This is a genomic window from Sphingomonas sp. S6 (genome assembly GCF_043498045.1).
In the GTDB taxonomy this organism is placed as follows: Bacteria; Pseudomonadota; Alphaproteobacteria; order Sphingomonadales; family Sphingomonadaceae; genus Sphingomonas.
In genome coordinates, this window is the sequence record NZ_JBIEOE010000006.1 from 44,723 (window position 1) to 66,438 (window position 21,716).

The 21,716-nt window shown below is 68.2% G+C and carries 28 protein-coding genes; 5 read left to right on the forward strand and 23 right to left on the reverse strand.

Annotated features, from left to right (window positions below; translation table 11 throughout):
• Positions 1 to 46: 46 nt before the first annotated feature.
• The 5 genes from spt to obgE form a co-directional block, all read right to left on the reverse strand.
• On the reverse strand, positions 47 to 1,309 hold the full coding sequence (gene spt, locus ACGVWT_RS11310; RefSeq protein WP_315461968.1) for a serine palmitoyltransferase: 1,263 nt from the start codon (positions 1,307 to 1,309) through the stop codon (positions 47 to 49).
• A complete protein-coding gene (locus ACGVWT_RS11315; protein WP_043060150.1) occupies positions 1,306 to 1,554 on the reverse strand; it encodes an acyl carrier protein in 249 nt (82 codons plus the stop codon). Before ACGVWT_RS11315 ends, spt begins: the two co-directional genes overlap by 4 nt.
• 43 nt (positions 1,555 to 1,597) lie before the next feature.
• The gene (locus ACGVWT_RS11320; protein ID WP_315461969.1) at positions 1,598 to 2,521 is read right to left on the reverse strand and encodes an NAD(P)H-binding protein; all 924 of its coding nucleotides are present in this window, start codon (positions 2,519 to 2,521) and stop codon (positions 1,598 to 1,600) included.
• A gap of 118 nt (positions 2,522 to 2,639) precedes the next feature.
• Positions 2,640 to 3,749, reverse strand: coding sequence for a glutamate 5-kinase (gene proB, locus ACGVWT_RS11325; RefSeq protein ID WP_315461970.1), 1,110 nt, complete (start codon positions 3,747 to 3,749; stop codon positions 2,640 to 2,642).
• A 4-nt stretch (positions 3,750 to 3,753) separates the two neighbouring features.
• Positions 3,754 to 4,800, reverse strand: coding sequence for a GTPase ObgE (gene obgE / locus ACGVWT_RS11330; protein WP_116460817.1), 1,047 nt, complete (start codon positions 4,798 to 4,800; stop codon positions 3,754 to 3,756).
• 99 nt (positions 4,801 to 4,899) lie between these two features.
• On the opposite strand from obgE, the gene ACGVWT_RS11335 reads away from it, so the two are divergent.
• Entirely contained in the window at positions 4,900 to 5,913 is a 1,014-nt protein-coding gene (locus ACGVWT_RS11335) for a helix-turn-helix domain-containing protein (protein WP_315461971.1), read from the forward strand.
• A 70-nt stretch (positions 5,914 to 5,983) separates the two neighbouring features.
• On the forward strand, positions 5,984 to 7,036 hold the full coding sequence (locus ACGVWT_RS11340) for a helix-turn-helix domain-containing protein (RefSeq protein ID WP_315461972.1): 1,053 nt from the start codon (positions 5,984 to 5,986) through the stop codon (positions 7,034 to 7,036).
• Between the two features lie 330 nt (positions 7,037 to 7,366).
• Here the strand turns inward: ACGVWT_RS11340 and ACGVWT_RS11345 are convergent, their stop codons facing one another.
• The gene (locus tag ACGVWT_RS11345) at positions 7,367 to 7,951 is read right to left on the reverse strand and encodes a TetR/AcrR family transcriptional regulator (protein ID WP_043060135.1); all 585 of its coding nucleotides are present in this window, start codon (positions 7,949 to 7,951) and stop codon (positions 7,367 to 7,369) included.
• A gap of 92 nt (positions 7,952 to 8,043) precedes the next feature.
• Here ACGVWT_RS11345 and ACGVWT_RS11350 point away from each other — a divergent pair, with 92 nt between their 5' ends.
• A complete protein-coding gene (locus ACGVWT_RS11350) occupies positions 8,044 to 8,901 on the forward strand; it encodes a metal-dependent hydrolase (protein WP_315461973.1) in 858 nt (285 codons plus the stop codon).
• A 6-nt stretch (positions 8,902 to 8,907) separates the two neighbouring features.
• Here the strand turns inward: ACGVWT_RS11350 and ACGVWT_RS11355 are convergent, their stop codons facing one another.
• From ACGVWT_RS11355 to ACGVWT_RS11390, 8 genes are all read right to left on the reverse strand, one after another.
• Positions 8,908 to 9,591 (reverse strand): ATP12 family chaperone protein, encoded by a 684-nt coding sequence (locus tag ACGVWT_RS11355; protein WP_315461974.1) that lies wholly within the window; start codon positions 9,589 to 9,591, stop codon positions 8,908 to 8,910.
• The gene (locus ACGVWT_RS11360) at positions 9,588 to 9,806 is read right to left on the reverse strand and encodes a hypothetical protein (protein WP_315461975.1); all 219 of its coding nucleotides are present in this window, start codon (positions 9,804 to 9,806) and stop codon (positions 9,588 to 9,590) included. Before ACGVWT_RS11360 ends, ACGVWT_RS11355 begins: the two co-directional genes overlap by 4 nt.
• Positions 9,803 to 10,456 carry an HAD-IA family hydrolase gene (locus tag ACGVWT_RS11365; RefSeq protein ID WP_315461976.1) on the reverse strand — a complete coding sequence of 218 codons (654 nt, stop codon included), beginning with the start codon at positions 10,454 to 10,456 and terminating at the stop codon, positions 9,803 to 9,805. The genes ACGVWT_RS11360 and ACGVWT_RS11365 overlap by 4 nt, the downstream gene beginning before the upstream one ends.
• A 133-nt stretch (positions 10,457 to 10,589) precedes the next feature.
• Positions 10,590 to 11,186, reverse strand: a complete 597-nt coding sequence (locus ACGVWT_RS11370) for an FMN-binding negative transcriptional regulator (RefSeq protein WP_315461977.1) — start codon at positions 11,184 to 11,186, stop codon at positions 10,590 to 10,592.
• Complete coding sequence (locus tag ACGVWT_RS11375; protein ID WP_315461978.1) at positions 11,186 to 12,400, reverse strand: RluA family pseudouridine synthase; 1,215 nt, start codon at positions 12,398 to 12,400, stop codon at positions 11,186 to 11,188. Before ACGVWT_RS11375 ends, ACGVWT_RS11370 begins: the two co-directional genes overlap by 1 nt.
• On the reverse strand, positions 12,397 to 12,786 hold the full coding sequence (gene crcB, locus ACGVWT_RS11380; protein ID WP_315461979.1) for a fluoride efflux transporter CrcB: 390 nt from the start codon (positions 12,784 to 12,786) through the stop codon (positions 12,397 to 12,399). Before crcB ends, ACGVWT_RS11375 begins: the two co-directional genes overlap by 4 nt.
• A gap of 193 nt (positions 12,787 to 12,979) precedes the next feature.
• Entirely contained in the window at positions 12,980 to 14,044 is a 1,065-nt protein-coding gene (locus ACGVWT_RS11385) for a PHB depolymerase family esterase (RefSeq protein ID WP_315461980.1), read from the reverse strand.
• 114 nt (positions 14,045 to 14,158) lie between these two features.
• Positions 14,159 to 14,878: a hypothetical protein gene (locus ACGVWT_RS11390; protein ID WP_315461981.1), complete on the reverse strand. Its 720-nt coding sequence runs from the start codon at positions 14,876 to 14,878 to the stop codon at positions 14,159 to 14,161.
• Positions 14,879 to 14,995: 117 nt separating this feature from the next.
• On the opposite strand from ACGVWT_RS11390, the gene ACGVWT_RS11395 reads away from it, so the two are divergent.
• Positions 14,996 to 15,217, forward strand: coding sequence for a hypothetical protein (locus ACGVWT_RS11395; RefSeq protein WP_241892063.1), 222 nt, complete (start codon positions 14,996 to 14,998; stop codon positions 15,215 to 15,217).
• 55 nt (positions 15,218 to 15,272) lie between these two features.
• Here the strand turns inward: ACGVWT_RS11395 and ACGVWT_RS11400 are convergent, their stop codons facing one another.
• The 9 genes from ACGVWT_RS11400 to ACGVWT_RS11440 form a co-directional block, all read right to left on the reverse strand.
• Entirely contained in the window at positions 15,273 to 15,863 is a 591-nt protein-coding gene (locus tag ACGVWT_RS11400) for a glycine zipper 2TM domain-containing protein (protein ID WP_315461982.1), read from the reverse strand.
• 116 nt (positions 15,864 to 15,979) lie between these two features.
• On the reverse strand, positions 15,980 to 16,405 hold the full coding sequence (locus ACGVWT_RS11405) for an OsmC family protein (RefSeq protein ID WP_315461983.1): 426 nt from the start codon (positions 16,403 to 16,405) through the stop codon (positions 15,980 to 15,982).
• Between the two features lie 90 nt (positions 16,406 to 16,495).
• Positions 16,496 to 16,804 (reverse strand): glycine zipper 2TM domain-containing protein, encoded by a 309-nt coding sequence (locus tag ACGVWT_RS11410; protein WP_018251088.1) that lies wholly within the window; start codon positions 16,802 to 16,804, stop codon positions 16,496 to 16,498.
• 95 nt (positions 16,805 to 16,899) lie between these two features.
• Positions 16,900 to 17,049: a hypothetical protein gene (locus tag ACGVWT_RS11415; RefSeq protein WP_315461984.1), complete on the reverse strand. Its 150-nt coding sequence runs from the start codon at positions 17,047 to 17,049 to the stop codon at positions 16,900 to 16,902.
• Positions 17,050 to 17,221: 172 nt separating this feature from the next.
• Entirely contained in the window at positions 17,222 to 17,548 is a 327-nt protein-coding gene (locus ACGVWT_RS11420) for a 5'-nucleotidase (protein ID WP_116460830.1), read from the reverse strand.
• A 63-nt stretch (positions 17,549 to 17,611) separates the two neighbouring features.
• On the reverse strand, positions 17,612 to 18,214 hold the full coding sequence (locus ACGVWT_RS11425) for a TIGR02466 family protein (protein WP_116460831.1): 603 nt from the start codon (positions 18,212 to 18,214) through the stop codon (positions 17,612 to 17,614).
• Entirely contained in the window at positions 18,211 to 18,780 is a 570-nt protein-coding gene (pth, locus tag ACGVWT_RS11430) for an aminoacyl-tRNA hydrolase (protein ID WP_315461985.1), read from the reverse strand. The genes ACGVWT_RS11425 and pth overlap by 4 nt, the downstream gene beginning before the upstream one ends.
• A 205-nt stretch (positions 18,781 to 18,985) precedes the next feature.
• A complete protein-coding gene (locus ACGVWT_RS11435; RefSeq protein WP_116460833.1) occupies positions 18,986 to 19,642 on the reverse strand; it encodes a 50S ribosomal protein L25/general stress protein Ctc in 657 nt (218 codons plus the stop codon).
• Between the two features lie 134 nt (positions 19,643 to 19,776).
• Complete coding sequence (locus ACGVWT_RS11440) at positions 19,777 to 20,688, reverse strand: TraB/GumN family protein (protein ID WP_315461986.1); 912 nt, start codon at positions 20,686 to 20,688, stop codon at positions 19,777 to 19,779.
• A gap of 96 nt (positions 20,689 to 20,784) precedes the next feature.
• On the opposite strand from ACGVWT_RS11440, the gene ACGVWT_RS11445 reads away from it, so the two are divergent.
• Positions 20,785 to 21,654, forward strand: a complete 870-nt coding sequence (locus tag ACGVWT_RS11445) for a glycine--tRNA ligase subunit alpha (protein WP_207771664.1) — start codon at positions 20,785 to 20,787, stop codon at positions 21,652 to 21,654.
• The last annotated feature ends 62 nt before the right edge of the window (positions 21,655 to 21,716 follow it).

Here is a 21,716-nt window from a genome sequence, read left to right on the forward strand (position 1 = left end):
ACGCTAACGCGTTTGTCCGGTCAAGGAAAGGTGAGGGCGACCGGCTTCAGCCGATCGCGCCCACGGCCTGCCCCGCAGCCCGGAATCGCTCGATCACCGTATCCAGCTGCGCCGCGGTATGCTCCGCGCACAGCGAACAGCGCAGCAGGAACGTACCGGCCGGCGTGGCGGGCGGGCGCGCCATGTTGACGTAGACGCCCGCTTCCAGCAGCCCCTGCCACATCGCGACGGCCTGGGTCTGGTCGTCTAGGATCACCGCGACGATCGCGCTGTCCGGCTGTTCGGTGCCGAGGCGGAAGCCCAGCGCCTTCAGCCCGCCATGCAACTGGCGCGCGTTCGACCACAATTGCTCGCGCTTGGCGGTCGCGGTCATCAGCTTGCGGATCGATGCCGTCGCGGTCGCGACAACGCTCGGCGGCAGGCTGGCGGTGAAGATGTACGCGCGGCAAGCGAGGCGGATCGCCTCGAACTTGGGGTGGTTCGAAATGCAGAAGCCACCGACCGTGCCGACCGATTTGGAGAAGGTGCCGACGACGAAGTCGACCTCGCCCTCCAGCCCCTGCGCTTCGTACACGCCGCGGCCGTTGGGGCCGTAGAAGCCCATCGAATGCGCCTCGTCGCTGAGCACCATCGCGCCATGCTTCTTGGCGACCGCGACCATCTCCTTCAGCGGTGCGATATCGCCAAGCATCGAATAGACGCCCTCCAGCACGACGAGCTTGCCCGCGTCCTTGGGCAGGCGCCCCAGCCGCTTGTCGAGGTCTTCGACGCTATTGTGGCGGAAGCGGACGATCTCGGCGACACCCTGCTTGCAACCGTCGTAGATCGAGGCATGGCTGTCGGCGTCGAGGATGACGTATTCGCCCTTGCCGACCAGCGTCGAGATCATGCCCAGATTGGCCATGTACCCGGTCGAAAAGACGATCGCGCCGCTGACGCCATAGAAATCGCGCAACGCGGCCTCGGCTTCCATATGGTCGCGAAAGGTGCCGTTGAGCATGCGGCTGCCGTTGGTGCCCGATCCGAACTGGTCGAGCGCGGCATGGCCGGCGGCGATGACGTCGGGGTCGAACGTCATGCCCATGTAATTGTACGTGCCGAGCAGGATCGTGTCGCGGCCGGCGATCACCGCTTCGGTCGGGCTCTTCACCTGCTCCATCACGATCGCGAACGGATCGGTGACGCCGGTATCGATCAGCGCCTGCCGCTCGGCGATCAGGCCGTCGAACTTCGACATCAGGTCGGTTTCGGGGGCAACCGGGGCGGGGTCGAGGTCCAGCGCTTCGGGCTGCAGGCCGGTCTCGGTCATGCCTCGGCCTTCAGCTTGGCGACCGCATCGGTCAGCTGGCCGATATTCTCGATTTCGGCCTGCATGTTCATCGTGATGATGATGTCAAACTCGTCCTCGATGGCCGCAACGAAATCCATCACCGTCAGGCTGTCCCATTCGAGGTCGCCCTGAAAGGTCGTCGCCTCGGTGAGCGTGACGCCCTTCTTGTTGAACGGTTCGATCTGGCTCTTGATCGTATCGAGGATCTGGGTGCGGTCGGTCATGATGGTCATCCGAATGGCGGCCAAATGCGGCGGTGTTGCGGCGCTATAGCAGCCCGCGGGCGCGATACCATCGTGCCGTTGCGGCAAGGCCGTGCTCGGGTGCGATCTCCGGCGTCCAAAGTTCGGCGGGCGGGCGCATCGCGGGGCGGGCGGTCCAGTCCGGGTGCGCGAGATAGCCGACGCGATCGGCGGTAAGCTTCGCACCGTCGCGGCGGACCGCGCGATCCAGCGTCGCGCCCAGCATCAGCGCCGCCTTGGGCAAATGCAGCGTCAGCACGCGCTTCCGCCCCACCGCCCGCGCGATCGCCTGCGCCATCGCGGCATGGGTCAGCACATGGCCGTCGTCGACCTCGTAAACCGCCGGCGATACCTGCGTCGTGGCGAGCGCCAGCAGCAGCCGCGCCAGATCGTCCACTGCGATCAGCGACACGCGCCCCCGTGGCGGCAGCAGGGCGAGGCCCATCCGCGCGGCGCGGAACAGGTCGCGCATCTCCATGTCGCCGGGGCCGTAGACGCCGCTCGGCCGCACGATGCTCCAGTCGAGCCCGCTCGCTTCGACCAGCGTCTCGGCCTCGGCCTTCGACCAGCCGTAGATCGACAGCTCCGGCTCACGCGCCGACAGCGACGAGACATGGACGAACCGCCGGACGCCTGCGGTCTGCGCGGCGGCGATCATCGCCCGCGTGCCGTCGATATTGCCGGCGACGAAGCCGGCCTTCGTCGGCGTGCTGACGACGCCCGCGACATGCACGACCGCCTCGGCCCCCTCGACCAGGGCCGCAAGGCTGTCGGGCCGATCGAGCGCCCCCTCGATCCAGGTCACGCCGTCCCGCGCGCGCTGCGGCCGGCGGGTAAGCGCGCGCACGCTATGGCCGGCGGACAGCGCCCGCTCGACAAGCGCGCTGCCGACGAAGCCCGTCGCCCCGGTGATGGCCAGCGTGGTCACGATCGACCCCTCGCGACACATGCCCCGTCATCCCCGCGCAGGCGGGGATCCAGACTGGCAAACCTCTCGGCTCCATCGCCTACGGTGGAGGGTATGAATCCCCGCCTGCGCGGGGATGACGGGGAGGGGGCGGGCCCCATCACACCAACGCCAGATGGTTGCGATGCACCAGGGCCGCGCGCGGCGCATAGCCCAGGATCGCCGCCTGCTCCTCCGACCGCGTCCCCACCAGCCGCACCGCCTCGGCCGCGTCATATTCGCACAGGCCCCGCGCAACCGTGCCGTCCGGCCCTTCGATCGACACCAGGTCGCCGCGCCCGAATGCGCCTTCGATCCCCGTCACGCCCGCCGCCAGCAGACTGCCGCCGGCGGCCAAAGCACGCGCCGCCCCGGCATCGACATGCACGCGCCCCCGCGCGGTCAGCCCGCCCGCCAGCCACGCCTTGCGCGCCGACGCGGCACGCTCCGCCACGAACAACGTATGGCGCGGATCGCCGGCCAACGGATGCTCCATCCTCCCGCTTGCGATGGCGAGGTGCGCACCCGCCCCGGTCGCGATCCGGGCGGCGGCGATCTTCGACACCATGCCGCCCGATCCCATGCCCGACGCCGATCCGCCGTCCGCCATCCCCGCGACCGCATCGATCCGCTCGACCCGCGCGACGTGGCGCGCATCGGGGTTGGTGTGCGGGTTGGCGTCGTACAGACCATCGACGTCGGACAGCAACACCACGCCCTGCGCACCCGCCGCCTGCGCGACGCGCGCCGCCAGCCGGTCGTTGTCGCCGAAGCGGATTTCCTCGGTCGCGACGCTGTCATTTTCGTTGATGATCGGTACGACGCCCAGGCCGAGCAGCCGTCCCAGCGTTGCCGCGGCATTAAGATAGCGCCGCCGATCCTCGAGGTCGTCCAGCGTCACCAGCATCTGCGCCGCCGTCAGCCCGTGCGCGCCGAGCAGCTCCGCCCATGTCTGGCTGAGCGCGATCTGCCCGGTCGCCGCCGCCGCCTGTGCATCTTCCAGACTGGCGCGGCCCCCCTTGGCAAGACCCAGCCGCCGCGCACCCAGCGCAATCGCTCCGGACGACACAACCGCCACCTGCTGCCCCGCCGCGACGCGCCCGGCGATATCCGCCACCAGCGTCGCCAGCCACGCGCGCCGCACCGCCCCATCCGGTGCCACGAGCAACGCCGACCCGACCTTGACGATCAGGCGAGGGCAGGCGGTCGGCGGAAAGAGTGCGTCCTGCATGGGATCAGAGCGGCGACCAGCTGATCTCGTCTTCGCCCTCGTCGCTGTCGGGCACCGCTTCGGGGCCGGGGCCGATGATCTCGAGCAGGCGGTCGAGCACCCAGTCGACGCCCGTCCCCGCCGCGCCGGATAGGGGGATGACGTCCGCCCCGCTCGCTTCGGCCAACTCGGCGGACAGCGCCTCGATCAGTTCGTCGTCGAGCATGTCGATCTTGTTGAGCGCGATCACGTGCGGCTTGTCGATCAGTCCGCCGCCATAGGCCTCCAGCTCGTCGCGAACGATGCGATAGCTTTCGGCGACGTCGGCGTCATTGGCGTCTACCAGATGCAACAGCACGCGGCAGCGTTCGATATGTCCCAGGAACCGGTCGCCGATGCCGGCGCCGTCCGCTGCGCCCTCGATCAGGCCGGGAATGTCGGCGACGACGAATTCGCGGTTGCGGTGGCGCACCACGCCCAGCTGCGGCCGAGTGGTGGTGAAGGCATAGGCGCCGACCTTCGCCTGCGCGTTGGTGACGGCGTTGATGAAGGTCGATTTGCCGGCGTTGGGCAGCCCCACCAGACCGGCATCGGCGAGCAGCTTCAGCCGCAGCCACACCCACGCCTCCTCGCACGGCCAGCCGGTGCCGTGCTGGCGCGGCGTGCGGTTGGTCGATGTCTTGTAGCTCGCATTGCCGCGCCCGCCGTCGCCGCCACGCAGGAACACCTCGCGCTGGCCGACCTTCGTAAAGTCGAGCAGCACCTCTTCCTTGTCTTCGGACAGCACCTGCGTGCCGACCGGCACCTTGATGATCAGGTCGTCGCCGCCGCCGCCGGTGCGATTGCTGCCCGATCCGCCATGGCCGCGTTGCGCGCGGAAGTGCTGCGTGTAGCGGAAGTCGATCAGCGTATTGAGGCCGGCCACCGCTTCGAACACGATGTCGCCGCCCTTGCCGCCGTTGCCGCCATCCGGGCCGCCATATTCGATGAACTTTTCGCGCCGGAAGCTGACGGCACCGGGGCCGCCGGTGCCCGAGCGAACGAAGATCTTGGCTTGGTCGAGGAAATGCATGCCGCCTCTTTAGCGAAAGGCGCGCGAACGGCCACCCCTGCCGGCGCATCCTCACGCCCTGCACCGCGGCGAGGCTGTACCGCCATAATGAGTAGCGCTATGAGGGGCGCAGTGAAGTCGGCGTCCGATCCCCAAGCCCCGTTGCCACCCCCCGCTCGGCTGGGGTGGGTGCGCGCATTCGATACCGCCCCCTTGCCGGCGGCCGAGCGCTATGAGGTCTGGCGCGATGGCGACGTCGCCAATCTGTCGACCCGCTACGAAACCACGCCGGAAGAGCCGTTTGCGGCGGCGATGGACTGGCTCGATCTCGGCACGCTCGGGATCGGCCACGCGGTGTTCACGTCGCAGCAGTGGGAACGCACGCGGCAGAAAGCGGCACGCGACGACAATGACGATTTCGTGATCAACGTGCGCCACGCCGGTGCCGCGATCTTCGAGATGGACGGACGGCAGGCCGTCGCGCCGGCAGGATCGATCGTCATCGCCGACATGGCGCGGCCGAAGCATCATTTCTCGGAAGCCTCGATCAGCACCGGCATGGCGTTGAAACGGGCGGATGTGGAGCGTCTGTTCCCGACGACCCGCGCGCTGCACGGGCATGTCGTCGCGCCGGAACATGCCGCGCTGCTCGTGTCGCATCTGGCACTGCTGCGCGGGCAGGCGGAGCATTTGCCGGCGACCAGCGGACCGATGCTGGCGCAGACGATCCTCGATCTGCTCTCGGTGTCGGTCGCGGCGAGCTTTGCCGAGAGGCCGGTGGACCGCGACCGGCATGAGCGTGCCTTGCGCGTGCAACTGCGAGCCGAGATCGAGCGCAACCTCGGCTCGCCCTCCCTGACGGTGGCCCGGCTCAGCCGCACGCTCGGTGTGTCGCGCTCCACCTTGTACCGGTTGTTGCAGGACGAAGGCGGCGTGCAGGCCTATGTCCGCACGCGCCGTCTGGAAAAGGTCGCGGAGACGTTGCGCCGCGAAGGCGGGCGCGGGACGATCGCGGCGCTCGCCGAACGCTGGGGTTTTTGCGATGCCGCTTATCTGGGGCGCGCCTTTCGCGAGACCTATGGCATGACGCCCGGCGACTATCACGCGATGCACGCGGCGGACCCGCTGGCCTGACGCGTCCGGGCGGCACCGCGCGCCAACAGGGCTATGGACCGGTTCGGGACCAAACTCTACTGTCAGGAACATGTCGCAGGCCCCTGAGAACGAACGCTTCCCTTCGGCGTCATCCTCCCGCCTGGGCTGGATTCCCTTTTTCGACACGGCGGCGCTGCCGCAGCGGGACCGCTTCAGCGCCTGGCGGGATTCCGAAATCCGCAACCTCTCCCAGCATTACGAAACCACGCCGACGCAGCCGTTCCAGGCGCGGATCGAAGGGCTCGATCTCGGCACGATGCTGCTCAACCACGTCCATATCTCGGCACAGGACTGGCACCGCGGCGCGGCGCATCTGCGAGATCAGGCCGACGGGCTCGTCGTCAACGTGCGGCACGCTGGCGGTGCCTGGGGCCGGATGGGCGATCGTGACGTCCGCGCACTGGATGGCGCGGTGGTGCTGACCGACATGGCGCTAGGCAATACCCATGTGTCCGAAGCCTCGGTCTCGACCAGCTTCGTGCTGCCCCGCGCGCTTGCCGAACGTGTCCTGCCCTCGGTCCGCAGCCTGCACGGCCATGTCGTGCCGGCGGAGCAGGCGGCGTTGCTGACCAGCCACCTCACGGCGCTGCGGCACCACGCCCGCCATCTGCCCGCGAGCAGCGGCCCCGCCGTGGCGCAGACCGTCGTCGATCTGCTCGCACTGGTGGTCCATGCAAGCCTCGGCGAGCGTCCCGGCGACGTCGAACAGCATGACCGCGCGCTCCGCGTTCAGCTGCGCGACGAAATCGAGCGCAACCTCGGCTCGCCCTCGCTCAGCGTCGCGCGCCTCAGCCGTACGCTCGGCGTGTCACGCTCGACGCTGTATCGGCTGTTGCAGGATGAAGGCGGCGTGCAGGCCTATATCCGCGCGCGCCGGCTGGCGAAGGTGGCGGAGGCGCTGCGCCGGCGCGGTGACCGCCAGACGATCGCGGCACTTGCCGACCAATGGGGCTTTTGCGACGCCGCCTATCTGGGGCGCGCCTTTCGCGAAACCTATGGCATGACGCCGGGCGACTATTACGCGATGCACGCGATCGGCCTGCCACCGGCCGGCATCGCGACCCCCATCGCAATACCGGCCGGCCGCATCGTCACCCCCTAGGCCGCGACACGCGGTTCGGCGGCAACGCGCATCCGTGCCGCGATCGGAGCCGTCAGGCGCGATCGCGGTCGGATTGATCGAGTGCGCCCCACGTTCCACCGCTCTGGGATTTGACCAATTCGGTGCCGCAGCGGCTGCACGTACACCGCCACCGTGATCCGTCCGACCAGACCCGACGACGCGAACGCTTGTGGCCGACGACCAGACAGATGGGAGCTAAAACGCGATTCATGCCAGGTCATCCACTCGATGCGGCCTCTTTAGGGAAAGAGAGTGTGCCGCATCAGGGGCTTGGCCATTGTCGGTGTTGCAGACGCTATTGATCGCGTCTCACGCTGGTGTCTCGCCCGGCGCCTCGTTGCGCAACAGCATGCCCACCGCCAAATCGCGCGCCTTGCTGCGTGGCAGGTCGAGCGCGCGCGCCATCGCCGCGCCGAGCAACGCGTCGCCCAGGGCCATCAGCATCAGGTGCAGCGTCTCTTCCTGGATCGGTCGTTCGGGCGGTTGCACGCCATCGGCGAGTTCGTCGACCAGATCATGGACCGCGGACAGGATCGGATCGAGCGCATCGCGATTGCCCGACAGGATCATCCAGCTCGCCAGCGCACCCGCGCCGCCGCTGTCGAAGGCATCGAAGACGAGGTCGACGATGCGCCGCGGATCGGGCTCCCCGCCGCGGTTGCCTAGCACCGCATCGCGAATCACCCCGGTGATCTGCGCCGCCATCCGCGCGATCAGCGCCTGTTGCAGCCCCTCCGCCGATCCGAAGTGGTGGAGCAGATTGGCATGCGTGCGGCCGATCCGCGCGCCGACCGCCTTCAGCGTCACCGCCTGCGGTCCGCTTTCGACCAACAATTGCTGTGCGGCGATCAGCGCGGCTTCCCGGCTTTCGGTCGGAGACAGGCGGCGGCGCAATGGGGCCGGGACGGGGGTTGAAGCGCTCAGGACGATGGCCTATTTACATTGATGTAAGCAAATGCGGATATCGTCCTAGTACGGAGGAAATCATGGCGAAAGCAACCACGCCGCACGATCTGGTCATCATTGCGCGCGACCGCCGCTTCGGTCGTGGCGCCCGGATGGGACGCTGGTGGCTGAATGACGACCCGATCGCGACCGCCTTCTACAATGCCTTGTCCGTCACCTTTCCCAAGGGGGAGGGCTTCTTCGTCGACAGCGTGCGCCGCTTTCGCGAGGGCACGTCGCCGCGTCTGACGCGTGAGATCAACGCCTTCATCAAGCAGGAGGTGCTGCACACGCGCGAACATGTCGCGTTCAACCGCCATGTCACCGATCAGGGCTATGACGTGACGCTCCTCGACCGCGACGTCGACGCGGCGCTGGCGCTGACCAAAGGGCGCCCGCCGATCGCCAGCCTGGCTGCGACGACCGCGCTCGAACATTTCACCGCGATGCTGGCGCATGAACTGATCGCCAACCCCCGCCATCTCGCCGGCGGCGAGGAGCAGGCACGCGCTCTGTGGCTGTGGCACGCGGCCGAGGAGATCGAACACAAGGGCGTCGCCTATGACACATGGCTGCACGCGACGCGCGACTGGCCGCGCTTCCGTCGCTGGTGGGTCAAGTCGTTCGTCATGTTGATGACGACGAAGCATTTCTTCGTCGGCCGGACGCGCGGCATGCTGGAGTTGTTGCGGCAGGACGGCCTTACCGGTCCGCGCGTCTGGGCGCGGCTCGCCTGGTATGCGTTCGGCAATCCCGGCATGGCGCGCAAGGTGGCGGGCGTCTGGGCGGCCTATTTCCTGCCCGGCTTCCACCCGTGGAAACACGACGACCGGGCGCTGATCCGGCTGGCCGAGAGCGATTACGAGGCGGCGGTGATGCCCAAGGCGGTCACCGCCTGACGCCGGTCAGTCGAGCGCGGCCAGAAACGCGACGGCGGCGTCATATTCGCGCCGCTTGTTCGCCCGCGCCTGCTCGGCGAGCAGATCGCTGCCCCACAATTCCGCCTGCCAATCCTCGTCGACATGCGCGGCGGCCCATAAGGTATCGGGATCGCCCGCCCGCTCGACCAGCGCGAGCGCCAGCACCAGCGACCCGGTGATCGTCACCACCGGCGACAGGCCCGCGAGGTGAAATGCGTCGAGCGTCGCCACCGCCTCGCTCAGGCGCGTCAGCGTCGCGGGGGGCTGGGCGCGGTGGATGATGCCCGCGGTCGGCTCGAAATGCACATCGTAGCGGGTGCGGGCCCAGTCGAGCCAGGGATCCCACGCCGCCTGCTGTCGCGCGATCAAATCGTCGGGCGACTCGGCCCGATAATAGAGCAGGTCGGTCGCACCATAAGCGGCCAGCCCCGCCGCGAAGGGCGCGGGGTCGGCCGCGATCCGGTCGATCGCCGCATTGGCCAGGCCGGTCAGCGGCATGGCGCGCGGGTCGAGCACCTCGGGCACCGCCCGCCATTCGCCCGCGACCGCCTCTGCCAGCGCGTCGGTCGGCAGCGCCAGCGGCACGCGGCCGGGCGTGCGCACCGGCCGCTCGTCGAGCGTCACGACCCGATCCGCGTCGACCGCCACCTCTGTCCAGAAGCGCTTCATGACTTCGGCGGCGTCCGCCAGCGGTGGGCGAGGGCGGCGGGCACCGTTGCGACGACGACCAGCGCCGACAGCGTGATCGCGACACCCAGCACCTTGGTGACCATATCGGGTGCGCGCACCGCCAGCATCAGGCCGAACACCGCGCCGACGCTGCCTGCGATGCGGCTGCCGACCATCGCCAGCCAGCGGCGCCGGGCGAGGGCATCGCCGCTCATGCCAGCAGTCCGGGCAGCGCGGCTACGCGCTCCGCCACCACGTCGGCGCCCGCATCGGCCAGGTCGCGGACGTCATGGTAGCCCCAGGCAACGCCCACCGCCCGCGCGCCCGCAGCCTTGGCCATCGCCATGTCGAAACTGGTGTCGCCGATCATCGCCGTTTCCTGCGCCGTCGCGCCCGCTTCGTCCATCGCGGCGATCAGCATCGCGGGGTCGGGCTTGGAGGGGTGACGGTCTGCGGTTTGCAGCGTGACGAAATGGTCGGTCAGGCCATGATGTGCCAGAATATGCGCAAGGCCCCGGTCCGACTTGCCCGTCGCCACGCCCAACAGCCAGCCATCACTGGCAAGGCCCTGCAAGACCGCGGCGATCCCGTCGAACAGCGGCTCTTCCGCCATCGCGCCGGTCGTACGCAGGTGGAAGAAGGCGTTCTTGTAATCCGCCGCCATCTGCCGGTGCAGTGCATCCTCCGCTTGCGGTAGCAGCGTTGCGATCGCCTCGACCAGGCTCAGTCCGACGATGCGGCGGATCGCGCTGCGCGGCGGTGCGGGCAAAGCGGCGATCCGGAACGCATCCTCCATCGCCTGGCAGATATTGGCCTGGCTATCGACGAGCGTGCCGTCGCAGTCGAACACGGCGAGTCTGGTCATCCTCCGACGCCTACCGGGCGAGGGCGGGCGCGCAAAGCGCAAATCGCCCCACCCCCGTACCACTATCGTCACCCCGGCCTTGAGCCGGGGTCCCGCTGCGTCTCAAATCGCTCGGCCTAACCCAATCCCGATCCTAATCCTTCGCGGCCGCCCACCGCATCAGCGCGGCGATGTCGTCCTTACCCTGCCGGTCGAAGCCCGCGATCACCCCCGCCCGGTCGGCGGCGGTCTTGTTCTGGCTCAGCTTGGTCGTGCCGCGGACTGCGCTGACGGTGATGGTGAAGCCGCGAATGCCCGACAGTTGCTTGGCAAAGGCCTCGGGCGCCACCTTGCCGCGATCCCAGGGATTGTCGCGCGGTTCGTGTAGTGCCGCCAACCGGTCCAGTTGTTCGGTCAGGCCCGCCGCGTCGACCTCGTGCGCGATGCCGTCGATTTCGATCGTCTGGTAATTCCACGTCGGCACCTGGTCGCCCGGCGCCGCATACCAGTTTGCGCTGACATAGCCGTGCGGCCCCGCCACGCTCGCCACCACCGCCGCGCCCTCCAGATGGCGGACGATGCGATTCGCGCGTGAGACATGGAAGCGCAGGCCGTCGTCATGCAGCGTCACCGGCGCATGCACCACCATCGGACCATCGGCGGTCGCGGCGAAGACATGCGCGAAGCCGATCCGCTCGGCCTCCGCCAGCAACGCCGCCGCCTCCGGCCGAAAGAGTGGATTGGGGTGCATCAGCCCCGGCGGCCGCCCGGACCACCGCCCTTTGGCTTGCCCGTCTTCGGTCCGCCCGCCTTCGGACCGCTGCTCTTCCCGCCATCCTTGCCGGTCGGTGCCGCGCCACGCCGCCGCCGCTCGCCGCGGTTTTCCTTGCGCACCGTCTTGGCATGCGCCTTGGCGCGCTGCTTCAGAACGTCCTTGGGCGGCGGGCCCTTCTTGGGCTCCTCCAGCGGCAGCGCATCGCCCTGCGCCTCTTCGAAGCCCAGGCTTTTCAGGCTTTCGGCGAAGTGCGTCGGCAGGCTCGCGGTTTCGTCGATGCTGCCGCCATCGGGATGATCGACGCGGATGCGCCGGGCGTGGAGGTGCATCTTGCGGCTGATCCCGCCGGTCAGGAACGCCGCGGCGCCGCCGTACTTGCCGTCGCCGACGATCGGATGGCCGATCGCCGCCATATGCACGCGCAGCTGGTGCGTTCGCCCGGTAAAGGGTTGCAGCTCCACCCAGGCGCAGCGGTTGCCCGCACGCTCGATCACGCGATAGCGGCTACGCGCGGCCTGGCCGTTCTCCTCGTCGACGTGCATTTTCTCGCCGCCGGTGCCTGGCTGCTTGGCGATCGGCAGGTCGACCATGCCGTCCTCGATCGACGGCACGCCGACGACCAGGGCCCAATAGACCTTCCGCGCGGTTCGCCCCGAAAACGCCTTGGCGAAGAAGGCGGCGGCGCGGCTGGTGCGTGCGATCAGCAGCGCGCCCGACGTGTCCTTGTCCAGCCGGTGGACCAGCTTCGGCCGCCCCTCGGCATCATATTGCAGCGCATCGAGCAGACCATCGACATGCTCGGCGGTTTTGGTGCCGCCCTGCGTCGCGAGACCCGGCGGCTTGTTGAGGACAAGCGCCTGCAGATCCTTATGGATCACCATCTCGCGCGCGAAGGCGATCTGGTCCTCGCTCAGCGGCGGCCGTTCGCGCTTCGGCTTGGCGACGACGGCGCCCGTCTCGTCCTTCACCTCGGGTTCGGGCGGCGGCACGCGCAGCGTCTGGCCTGCCTTGATCCGGTCGCCCGGCGTCGCGCGCGCGCCATCGACGCGCAGCTGGCCGGTCCGCGCCCATTTCGCGACGGTGGTGAAGCTCGTGTCGGGCAGATGCCGCTTGAACCAGCGATCCAGCCGGATACCATCGTCGTCATAGCCGACGTTGAACTGGCGAATGCCGCCCTCGTCGCCGCTCATGCCACCGCACTCCCGAACAGGCCGCGGGCCAGCATCAGCCCGGCAAACAGCGCGCCGATCGCGCCCGCAACCGATACGAAGACGTACAGCGCTGCCGTGGCGACCGCGCCACGCTCCACCAGGGTCACGACGTCGAGACTGAACGACGAAAAGGTCGTGAACCCACCCAGCACGCCGATCCCTAAGAACAGGCGCCAGTTCTCGCTGCCCCCGATCCGCGCGAGCCCGCCCGCCAGCAGGCCCATCAGCAGCCCGCCGATCAGGTTCACGGCCAGCGTACCGTAAGGAAAATTCGGGCCGAGCGCGGTGAGGGCGATCCGGCCGGTCAGATACCGCGCCGCCGAACCCAGCGCACCGCCGGCCATGACGAGAAGAAGAGGAGGCATGATCGCTGCTTTAGAGCAAGTTCGCGCAAAGAGGAAATGCGCGGGTGAGGGGGGCGCTGACGTTGCTCCACCCACGTCGTCACCCCGGACTTGTTCCGGGGTCCACCGGGCCGCAGGGGGATGGCTGGAGCCGCGAACCATCCCCTTCGCCGCAGAGTGGACCCCGGAACAGGTCCGGGGTGACGAAGCGACTCTACCGCAACAACCCCGCCGCCCGCAGTGCGTCGTTCACGATTCCCGCCACGCCGCCATCCCGCGCACCGCCCGCATCGGCTGCCCGCCCCTCCGCCGCGCCCACCACCCGCGCAATGCCCCAGAAAGCGGCGATCCGCCGGGTCGACGACAGACCGACATCCAGCATGAACGGCCCCGCCTGACCGGCGGCCTCGGCGCCGTGAGTCGCGATCGGCGTGCCATGGCCCATGGCGAGGATGCGATGATCCTCGATCACCACGCGGCCATGCCGATCGCGCCACACGCGATGCGGATTGCCCCCGACCAGCGCCTCCTCGGCGGGCGTCTCGCCGATCCCGAACAGGCCACGCCACTGGTTCAGCAGCGCTTCGGCATTGGCGGGGTGGACGGTGGCGTCGGTCCCGCCATGCCAGACGGACAGTGTCGGCCACGGCCCATCGTGATGGCTGGCGCCCCGCACGGCGGCAGTCAGCGCCGCGGCATCGGGCAGGTCACGCCCGCGCATCCGCTCCAGCGCCTGGCTCACGCCGTGCGCGGTGCCATAGGGCAGGCCGCCGATGATCGCACCGCCCGCGAACACCTCGGGATAATTGGCCAGCATCGCCGCCGTCATCGCGCCACCCGCCGACAGGCCGGTCACGAACACGCGCGACGGATCGACGCCATGCGCCGCCCCCATCGCCGCGATCATCGCGCGGATCGACGCCACCTCGCCATGGCCGCCGGCCATGTCCTCGGGCGCAAACCAGTTGAAGCACAGATTGGGGTTGTTCGCGCGCCGCTGCTCGGGGAACAGCAGCACGAACCCGGCTACGTCGGCGAGCTGAGACCAGCCCGCGCCGCTGTCATAGCCCGCAGCGGTCTGCGTACAGCCGTGCAGCACGACCACCAGCGCGGGCCGGGGTTGCAGCTGGGCGGGCACATAGACGCGCGCGCGCAGATTGCCCGGATTGGCACCGAAATCGGTCAGATCGCTCAGCCGATCCTCGCCATGGGTGGTCGTCATGGCATCGGCCATGCGCTGGCCGACGAGGCGACCGATCGTGTCCGACAAGCGGGGCATGTTGGGGTCTCCGACCGGGCGGGATCATCGGTGAACCCGTCTTGCTGCATCGCACAATATGGGCGCGGGCGAGCCGAAGGCAAGCGCCGATCGGCCCTGTGGCCCCAACCCGGGCTATCGGACCAGCAGGTCCACCCGGCTGCCGCCGCCCGGCCCCGGCGTCACATGGACCACATAGGCCGCATCGCCGCGGGTGCCGCCCAGCACGTGCTCGTCGCCCTGTGCCTGATGCTCCGCGCTATAGCCCGCCCGCGTCACCCGCGCGTTATACCAGTCGAGAATGCGCGCAGCCGGCGCACTGCTCGCGAAGCTGACGACGCGCAGCCCGCAGGCATCGTTGCCCGCCGCCTCCTGCACGCGTGCATCGGGGTAGAGCGGCACCGCGGCGGGCAGGCGCGCCGCCCAGGTCGCCGAATAGGAGACGCGCTGCGCACAGCCCGCATCCGCCGGTCGCTGCCGTGCCGCCAGCTCGGCCAGCGTCAGCGCCCCCGCCGCCGCCTTGCACGATGGGCAGTCGCCCTTGGCGGGCGGCGTTGGCTTCAGGTCGGCGGCCGTGACGCCATCCGGCCGACCGGCGGTGGGGTCGGCGGGGATCGATAGCGGGTCCGGCCGGCTCGGGGGGCGCACGGCGTCGGTATTGGCGGTCCGGGTCAGCGCGGGATCGACCATGATCTGGTCGCGCAGCGCCGCGGTCAGCGCAGGGTCGCGCTGGTTACCGGCCGCGCCCGCGGTCAACTCCTTGTCCAGGCTGTCGAGGTCCTGCTGCGTCGCGGCCGGCTTGGCACATCCGGCGAGCAACAGCGCAGCAGCGGCAAGAAGGCGATTCGCATGCATCGCGGGCGATCATGGCGCATCGGCCGTTAAGTCGCCATCCGCGGGCTTGGTTAACGCGCGCTTCGCCGGTTGCCCCCGCATCTTGCCGCGCGATGGGGCAGGGGCCATGTTCGTGTCATGCTGAACATCATCTCCGTTGCGATCGGCCTCGTCACCCTGGTGCTGGGTCTGGTTGCGTTCGTACCGCTGCTCGGCTGGATGAACTGGCTGGTCATCCCGATCGGCATCGTCGGCGCCGCAGTGGGCGCACTGTCGTCCTCGACCAGCGGGCGCAACCTCAACCTCGTGCTGATCGTCATCTTCGCGATCCGCCTCAGCCTCGGCGGCGGCATCTTCTAAACGACAACGGGCCCGGTCTTTCGACCGAGCCCGCATCGTCAGCCTTGTTGGATGATCAGCGGCAGGTCACCTGACCGCGATCGATCGACTGGCCGAGCAGCGCGCCGCCGCCCGCGCCGATCAGCGTGCCGAGCAGGCGCGATCCGCCGCCCGCGATCACATTGCCCAGCGCGCCGCCGGCCAGACCGCCGACCACCAGACCGGTCGTCCCGTCGTTGCGGCGGCAGTAATACCGCCCGTTACCGCCGCGATAGATGCGGTCGTTCCGGGTCAGCCGGCGCTGCTGATAATAGCGGCCGTCGCGGTAATAGTTTTCCGCGTAATAAGCGCGCTGGCCCGGCGGCAGGCGGTTATAGTCGTAGTTGCGATAGCGGCGCCAATCGTCGCGGCGATCCTGGCGGATATCACGCAGGTCTTCGCGGCGATCACGACGGGCGTCGCGGACCTGATCGGCATATTCGCGGCGCGCATCGCGCACGTCGCGACGCGAATCGGCATCGCGCAGGTCGTTGCGGTAGTCGCGGCGCGCATCGCGCACCTCGTTGCGATATTCGCGATCCGCTTCGCGGCGCGTGTCCTGCGCCTGTGCGGGGATCGCGCTCAGCGTGGTGGCCGCCAGCGCGGCGGACAGAAGGGCAATACGCATCGTCTTGGCTCCTTTCGGATGATGTGGGCAAAGAACCGCCAGCGCGCACAAGGAGTTGCGTGAACCGAAAACTACCGTCGGTTCATCCCCGCGACAGGCGCCGGCGGCGCGGTCGATCAGCCGAAGGTGGTATCCAGCGTGATGTCGCAGTTGAGCACCTTGGACACCGGGCAGCCCGCCTTCGCTTCATTCGCGATCCGCTCGAACTCGTCGCGCTCCATGCCGTCGACATGGCCGGTCAGCGTCAGGTCGGACCGCGTGATGGTGAAGCCGTCGCTATCCTTTTCGAGCGTCACCTTCGCCTTGGTTTCCAGATTGCCCTGCGTCTTGCCGGCGCCGGCCAGCGCGAAAGCGAGCGCCATGGTGAAGCATCCGGCATGCGCGGCGGCGATTAGCTCTTCGGGATTGGTGCCGGGGCCGTCCTCGAACCGCGTGTTGAAGCCATATTGGGCGTCGGTCAGCAGGCCCGACTGGGTCGAGATATGGCCCTTGCCGTCCTTGCCCAGGCCTTCATACCGGGCCGATGCGCTGCGGGTCGTCATGTACGTCTCCTCGTGTTTCACGAGGCCATACGCAGAACGGGCGCCGCAGGTTGCCCCACAGCGCCCGTTCCGGTCTAATTTATCCGAAGCTTAGCGGCAGCGACGGTTGCCACCGCTGCGCTCGATCTCACGGCCCAGCAGGCCGCCGGCGACGGCGCCGCCCAGCGTACCCAGCGTCCGGTCGCCGCGGGTGTCGATCGTGCGGCCCAGCAGCGCGCCACCGACCGCGCCGACGACGGCACCGGTCGTGCCATCGGGCTTGCGGCAGCGCAGGCGACCGCGGTTGTCGCGCCATTCGCGATACTTGTAGCGCTGTGCGCCCGCCTGCGAAACCGGTACGACCATCGTCGCCGGTACGACCATCGCGGCACACCCCATCGCCAGCATCAACTTACGCATCTGAATCTCCCGTCATCGTTTGACTGTGGTTCGATAACGTCGGGCTATAATGACGGTTGCATGAACTGGGCACAACGTTCCGTTCAGGAAACCATTCAGGACTTTAGCGGGGTTTCCGTTCCAGTTTCCGCCTCGGCCGCCGGTTTGCGATAGCGGTTGGCGAGCAACGCCGCCCCCAGGATGAACCCGCCGGGTGCGAGCAGGATGACGGCGGCAAGGCCGATCTGGCGTTTGGTAATGGACATAAAGCGCAGGATAGCAGCGATAGGTGAACGACGGCTTGTCGTGCTACTTCGACCCCACCCCGTCACCCCGGCCTTGAGCCGGGGTCCCGCTTCTTTTTTCACCGCTCGAAAAGCGGGACCCCGGCTCAAGGCCGGGGTGACGAACGGGGTGTGGGCTACCCAGAGAACGCGATCAAAACGGCACCTTGAACTTCACCATCGCGCGCGGGCTGCTCATGCCGTTGGGCAGACTGCCCTGTTCCGCCTCGCCCGATACCCCGACCTTGCCGATCGTCGTCCGCGCGCGGATCGGCTTTTCGGCGTAGCGCGTCTCGTCGACGGGGCGCAGCCGGTTGGCATCGATGGGTCGTCCGCAAATCACGATCGTGCCGTCGGCGTCGGGCTCACCGCACGCAGCCTTCGGCGCATCGGGAGCAGGGGCGGGCTTCACCGGCCGCATGTCCGCCGGCAACGGCGGCCCCGCGACCGCCTGCATCGCCATCATCATCGCCAGCCGCATGGGGTTCGCTCTCCCGATTTTGGGAAAAGCTGACCGTCGATTACGGCAAAGCGATGGCCGGCCTTAGCGATAATTGAAGCTGATGCTGATCCGCTCACCCTTGGCCGCATTGGGCACCACCTCATGCCGCAACCAGCTTTCCCACAGGAAGACGCTGCCCGGCTTCGGCTCGGCATAGACGAAGGTCGCGTGATCCTCGCCCGCATCCGGCCGACGGGTGGGAGCCGCCATCATCATCGGCAGCCGCGGATCCTCCAGCTTCAGTGCGCCCGCACCCGCCGGGGTGGCGATATAGATCGTGCCGCTGACCGCGCTATGCGGGTGGATATGTCCCGAATGCGTGCCGCCGGGCTTCAGGACGTTGACCCACAGGCTGTCGAGCTTCAGCTTGCGCCCACCCAGATCGAACGCGCACGCCTCCGCAAAGCGCGCGACATGCTTGTTCAGCAGCTTGACCAGGTCGGCAAAGCGCGGATCGCGCGCGGGCAGGTCGTTCAGCGACGCATAAGAGGTATAGCCGCGATAGCCATGTGCCTTGGACCAGGCGACGCCCGCGCGATCCTCGCGCGCCAGATCGAGGCACGCCTCCTCCAGCTCCTCGATCAGCCCGGCATCGCCAAGGTCGTCCTCGTAGAAGCGCGTCGCGAACAGCGTACGGACCGTCATTGTGCCAACCTCATCGCGATATCGTTCATGAACCGCACGTCGTCCCCATCGGCCAGCCACGGCGCCTCCGCCCCGATCGCGCCCAGCATGTCGGACAGCGGGTCCAGCTCCGCCTTGGCGTAATTGCCGAGCACGTATCCCGTTACGCGATCCTTATGCCCCGGATGGCCGATGCCGATCCGCACCCGGCGGAACTCCGGCCCCAGATGCTGGTCGGTCGAGCGCAGCCCGTTATGCCCCGCCGTGCCGCCGCCACGCTTCACCTTCACCTTGAACGGCGCGAGATCGAGCTCGTCGTGAAAGACGGTCAGCGCATCTGACCCTAGCTTGTAGAAGCGCAGCGCCTCGCCGATCGCGCGGCCGCTTTCGTTCATGAAGGTCGCGGGCTTCAGCAGCAGCACCTTGTGGCTGCCGATCCGCCCTTCCTGCGTCCAGCCCTGGAACTGCTTCTTGACCGGCCCGAAGCCGTGCATGTCGGCGATCAGGTCGAGCGCCATGAACCCGACATTGTGCCGGTGCATCGCATATTGCGGCCCCGGATTGCCCAGGCCTGCCCAGATCTGCATGGCGCGGTGTCTTTCCTCTTTTCGTCATCCCGGCGAACGCCGGGATCCATGGACGCGATGCCCTTGCGGATCGAGTCCCATCGGCCGCCCGTATCCATGGATCCCGGCGTGCGCCGGGATGACGAAGGTAGGGACGGCTTACAAACAAAAAGGGCAGGGGAGCTGCTCGCCACCCTGCCCCTTTCGCAAACCGGATCGATCCGGATCAGCCCTCGGCCGTATCCTCGTCGCCCTCTGCTTCCGCAGCGGCTTCGGCAGCCTGGGTCTCGGCGACCTCGGCTTCCAGCGCCTCGTCGGCGGCGGTCGGGACCGTCGGCGGCACGATCGTCGCGATCGCGAAGTCGCGATCCTCGATCGCCGGCGTCGCGCCCTTGGGCAGCGTCACGTCGCTGATGTGGATCGAATCGCCGATCTCGCGGCCCTTCAGCGAAATCGTGATCTCGCTGGGGATGTCGGCGGCGTCGACGACCAGCTCGACCTCGTGGCGGGTGATGTTGAGCACGCCGCCCTGCTTCAGGCCACGGCACTCGTCCTCGTCCGCGAACACGACCGGCACCGCGACGGTGACCGTGGTGTGCTCACCGATGCGCAGGAAGTCGACATGGACCGGACGGTCGGTGACCGGGTGGAACGCCACGTCCTTCGCCAGCGTGCGCTGACCGCCGACCATGATGACCGAGTTCATGAAGTGACCCGTCATCAGCGCCTTGACCAGCGCCTTCTCCTCGAGATGAACCGAGGCCGGCTCCTTGTTCTGGCCGTAGATCACGGCGGGGACGCGGCCATCACGACGCAGCGCCCGGGAGGCTCCCTTGCCAACCCGGTCGCGCGTCTCGGCTGCGAGCGTAAGAGTGTCGCTCATGCAGAATACCTTCCGAAACGTGCTAATGTGTCTTTCCGCAGCCTCGCCTCCAGGGATGACCAAGGCCGGAAGCGGGCGCGCATAGCGGGAAGGGCGGGAAAAAGCAACTATTCCTCCCCGCAAGCGGGGAGGATTTAATAGCGCACCCGCTCCGCCTTCAGCCCCAGCTTCGCGAGCTGCGCCTGCACCGAATCCGGCCCCGCCAGATGCCCCGCGCCCACCGCGATGAACACCGTCCCCGGCTTGGTCATCCGCTGCTTGATCCACTGCGCCCAGTTGCGGTTGCGATCCACCAGCAGCACCTTGGCGACCTCGGGCGAGCTCTTCAGCTCGTCGTTCATTTCGCGCGCCAGCGCCTCGGGGTCGCCGCGCGCCCATTCGTCGACCATCGTCGCCATCTGCGTGTCGAGCTTGGGCAGCTCATCGACCGTGCTTTCCAGGAACTGGAGCTGCGCCTGGTCCGACAGGCTGCCGAAGAAGCCCAATTGCTGCTGCGGCGTCTCCAGCCCCGACAGCGGCTTGTGCGCCTGTTTCGCGGCCTCGGTAATCACCTCTTCCGGCCCGTTGGCGCTGTCGTACCCCAGCTTCGACAGCGGCGCGACCGACAGCTGCGTCGCCGCGAGCCACGGCTTGAACCGGTCGAGCGCATTGGCCGGCAGGCCCAGATCGGTCACCGCCTTGGTAAAGGCGGCGCGTTTGCCCTCGGGCAGGCGCTGCGTCAGCGGCGGCGTGCCGGGGGGCGCGACGCCGGTCGCCTGCACCAGCCCCTGCATCGTGGCAGGATCGGGCATCACGATCTCCAGCTTCACCTCGTCCGCTTTGTCGAACGCGCTTTTCACCGCCTCGTCGAACCAGGTCAGGCCGGGTTTCAGCACATGGATCGTCCCAAACAGATAGACGGTCGTCTGCTTGCCCTTCACCACCCACAGCGCCGGATCGGCATCGTTCGCAGCGCGCGCAGGCGCCTGGGCGGGTTGCTGCGCACAGGCCGGCAGCGACAGGCACAAAGCGACCGCAGACACGGCGGCGGCAAGGGTTCGTATCATGCGGGGACGTATCCGGGTGGTGGGGCCAGACCTTCACCTAATGCCGCGCCGCACCACTTGCTAGACGCGGCGCCATCGGCCAAAGCCGGGCGCGTCATGGCTGCCACACCGCTTTCCTTTCAGAAGATGATCCTGACGCTCCACGATTACTGGAGCGACAAGGGTTGCGTGATCCTCCAGCCCTACGACATGGAAATGGGCGCCGGCACCTTCCACCCCGCCACGACGCTGCGCGCGCTGGGGCCGGAGACGTGGAATGCCGCCTTCGTCCAGCCCTGCCGTCGCCCGACCGACGGCCGCTATGGCGAAAACCCCAATCGCCTTCAGCATTACTACCAATATCAGGTCATCCTGAAGCCGTCGCCGCCCGATCTGCAGGACCTGTATCTGGGATCGCTCGCCGCGATCGGCGTCGACATGACCCGCCACGACATCCGCTTCGTCGAGGACGATTGGGAATCGCCGACGCTGGGCGCCTGGGGTCTCGGCTGGGAAGTCTGGTGCGACGGCATGGAGGTGACGCAGTTCACCTATTTCCAGCAGATGGGCGGCTTCGACATGAAGCCCGTCGCAGGCGAGCTGACCTACGGCCTCGAGCGCCTCGCGATGTACATCCAGGACGTCGACAACGTCTACGATCTGCGGTTCAACGATCATGGCGTCAGCTACGGTGACGTCTTCCTCGAAAACGAGCGTCAGATGTCGACGTGGAACTTCGAGGTCGCCGACACCGCCACCCTGTTCGACGCCTTCAAGAAGGCCGCGGCGGAGTGCGAGAACAGCCTCGCCGCCGGTCTGCCGATTCCCGCGTACGAGCAGGCGATCAAGGCCAGCCACACCTTCAACCTGCTGCAGGCCCGCGGCGTCATCTCGGTGGCGGAACGCCAGGCCTATATCGGCCGCGTCCGCGACCTCGCCAAAGGCGCCTGCGGCGCGTGGATGGAGAAGAACGGGTGGGCGGCGTGACGATGGTCTGCGCCGTCAGGCGCTTGGCAATGACGATGTTCACGCGAAGCCGCGAAGACGCA

What these genes read in the sequence shown, in the direction of transcription:
- ACGVWT_RS11385 (WP_315461980.1), bottom strand. Translation starts at nt 14,044, where the DNA reads ATGCCCCGCTTGTCGGACACGATCGGTCGCCTCGTCGGCCAGCGCATG.
- ACGVWT_RS11370 (WP_315461977.1), bottom strand. Translation starts at nt 11,186, where the DNA reads ATGCACCCCAATCCACTCTTTCGGCCGGAGGCGGCGGCGTTGCTGGCG.
- ACGVWT_RS11315 (WP_043060150.1), bottom strand. Translation starts at nt 1,554, where the DNA reads ATGACCGACCGCACCCAGATCCTCGATACGATCAAGAGCCAGATCGAA.
- ACGVWT_RS11400 (WP_315461982.1), bottom strand. Translation starts at nt 15,863, where the DNA reads ATGCGTATTGCCCTTCTGTCCGCCGCGCTGGCGGCCACCACGCTGAGC.
- ACGVWT_RS11405 (WP_315461983.1), bottom strand. Translation starts at nt 16,405, where the DNA reads ATGACGACCCGCAGCGCATCGGCCCGGTATGAAGGCCTGGGCAAGGAC.
- ACGVWT_RS11420 (WP_116460830.1), bottom strand. Translation starts at nt 17,548, where the DNA reads ATGCGGCTGGCGATGATGATGGCGATGCAGGCGGTCGCGGGGCCGCCG.
- ACGVWT_RS11340 (WP_315461972.1), top strand. Translation starts at nt 5,984, where the DNA reads ATGTCGCAGGCCCCTGAGAACGAACGCTTCCCTTCGGCGTCATCCTCC.
- ACGVWT_RS11320 (WP_315461969.1), bottom strand. Translation starts at nt 2,521, where the DNA reads ATGTGTCGCGAGGGGTCGATCGTGACCACGCTGGCCATCACCGGGGCG.
- ACGVWT_RS11415 (WP_315461984.1), bottom strand. Translation starts at nt 17,049, where the DNA reads ATGTCCATTACCAAACGCCAGATCGGCCTTGCCGCCGTCATCCTGCTC.
- ACGVWT_RS11445 (WP_207771664.1), top strand. Translation starts at nt 20,785, where the DNA reads ATGGCTGCCACACCGCTTTCCTTTCAGAAGATGATCCTGACGCTCCAC.
- ACGVWT_RS11440 (WP_315461986.1), bottom strand. Translation starts at nt 20,688, where the DNA reads ATGATACGAACCCTTGCCGCCGCCGTGTCTGCGGTCGCTTTGTGCCTG.
- ACGVWT_RS11360 (WP_315461975.1), bottom strand. Translation starts at nt 9,806, where the DNA reads ATGAGCGGCGATGCCCTCGCCCGGCGCCGCTGGCTGGCGATGGTCGGC.
- ACGVWT_RS11395 (WP_241892063.1), top strand. Translation starts at nt 14,996, where the DNA reads ATGCTGAACATCATCTCCGTTGCGATCGGCCTCGTCACCCTGGTGCTG.
- ACGVWT_RS11425 (WP_116460831.1), bottom strand. Translation starts at nt 18,214, where the DNA reads ATGACGGTCCGTACGCTGTTCGCGACGCGCTTCTACGAGGACGACCTT.
- spt (WP_315461968.1), bottom strand. Translation starts at nt 1,309, where the DNA reads ATGACCGAGACCGGCCTGCAGCCCGAAGCGCTGGACCTCGACCCCGCC.
- ACGVWT_RS11355 (WP_315461974.1), bottom strand. Translation starts at nt 9,591, where the DNA reads ATGAAGCGCTTCTGGACAGAGGTGGCGGTCGACGCGGATCGGGTCGTG.
- proB (WP_315461970.1), bottom strand. Translation starts at nt 3,749, where the DNA reads ATGCAGGACGCACTCTTTCCGCCGACCGCCTGCCCTCGCCTGATCGTC.
- pth (WP_315461985.1), bottom strand. Translation starts at nt 18,780, where the DNA reads ATGCAGATCTGGGCAGGCCTGGGCAATCCGGGGCCGCAATATGCGATG.
- obgE (WP_116460817.1), bottom strand. Translation starts at nt 4,800, where the DNA reads ATGCATTTCCTCGACCAAGCCAAGATCTTCGTTCGCTCGGGCACCGGC.
- ACGVWT_RS11435 (WP_116460833.1), bottom strand. Translation starts at nt 19,642, where the DNA reads ATGAGCGACACTCTTACGCTCGCAGCCGAGACGCGCGACCGGGTTGGC.
- ACGVWT_RS11390 (WP_315461981.1), bottom strand. Translation starts at nt 14,878, where the DNA reads ATGCATGCGAATCGCCTTCTTGCCGCTGCTGCGCTGTTGCTCGCCGGA.
- crcB (WP_315461979.1), bottom strand. Translation starts at nt 12,786, where the DNA reads ATGCCTCCTCTTCTTCTCGTCATGGCCGGCGGTGCGCTGGGTTCGGCG.
- ACGVWT_RS11350 (WP_315461973.1), top strand. Translation starts at nt 8,044, where the DNA reads ATGGCGAAAGCAACCACGCCGCACGATCTGGTCATCATTGCGCGCGAC.
- ACGVWT_RS11365 (WP_315461976.1), bottom strand. Translation starts at nt 10,456, where the DNA reads ATGACCAGACTCGCCGTGTTCGACTGCGACGGCACGCTCGTCGATAGC.
- ACGVWT_RS11410 (WP_018251088.1), bottom strand. Translation starts at nt 16,804, where the DNA reads ATGCGTAAGTTGATGCTGGCGATGGGGTGTGCCGCGATGGTCGTACCG.
- ACGVWT_RS11375 (WP_315461978.1), bottom strand. Translation starts at nt 12,400, where the DNA reads ATGAGCGGCGACGAGGGCGGCATTCGCCAGTTCAACGTCGGCTATGAC.
- ACGVWT_RS11335 (WP_315461971.1), top strand. Translation starts at nt 4,900, where the DNA reads ATGAGGGGCGCAGTGAAGTCGGCGTCCGATCCCCAAGCCCCGTTGCCA.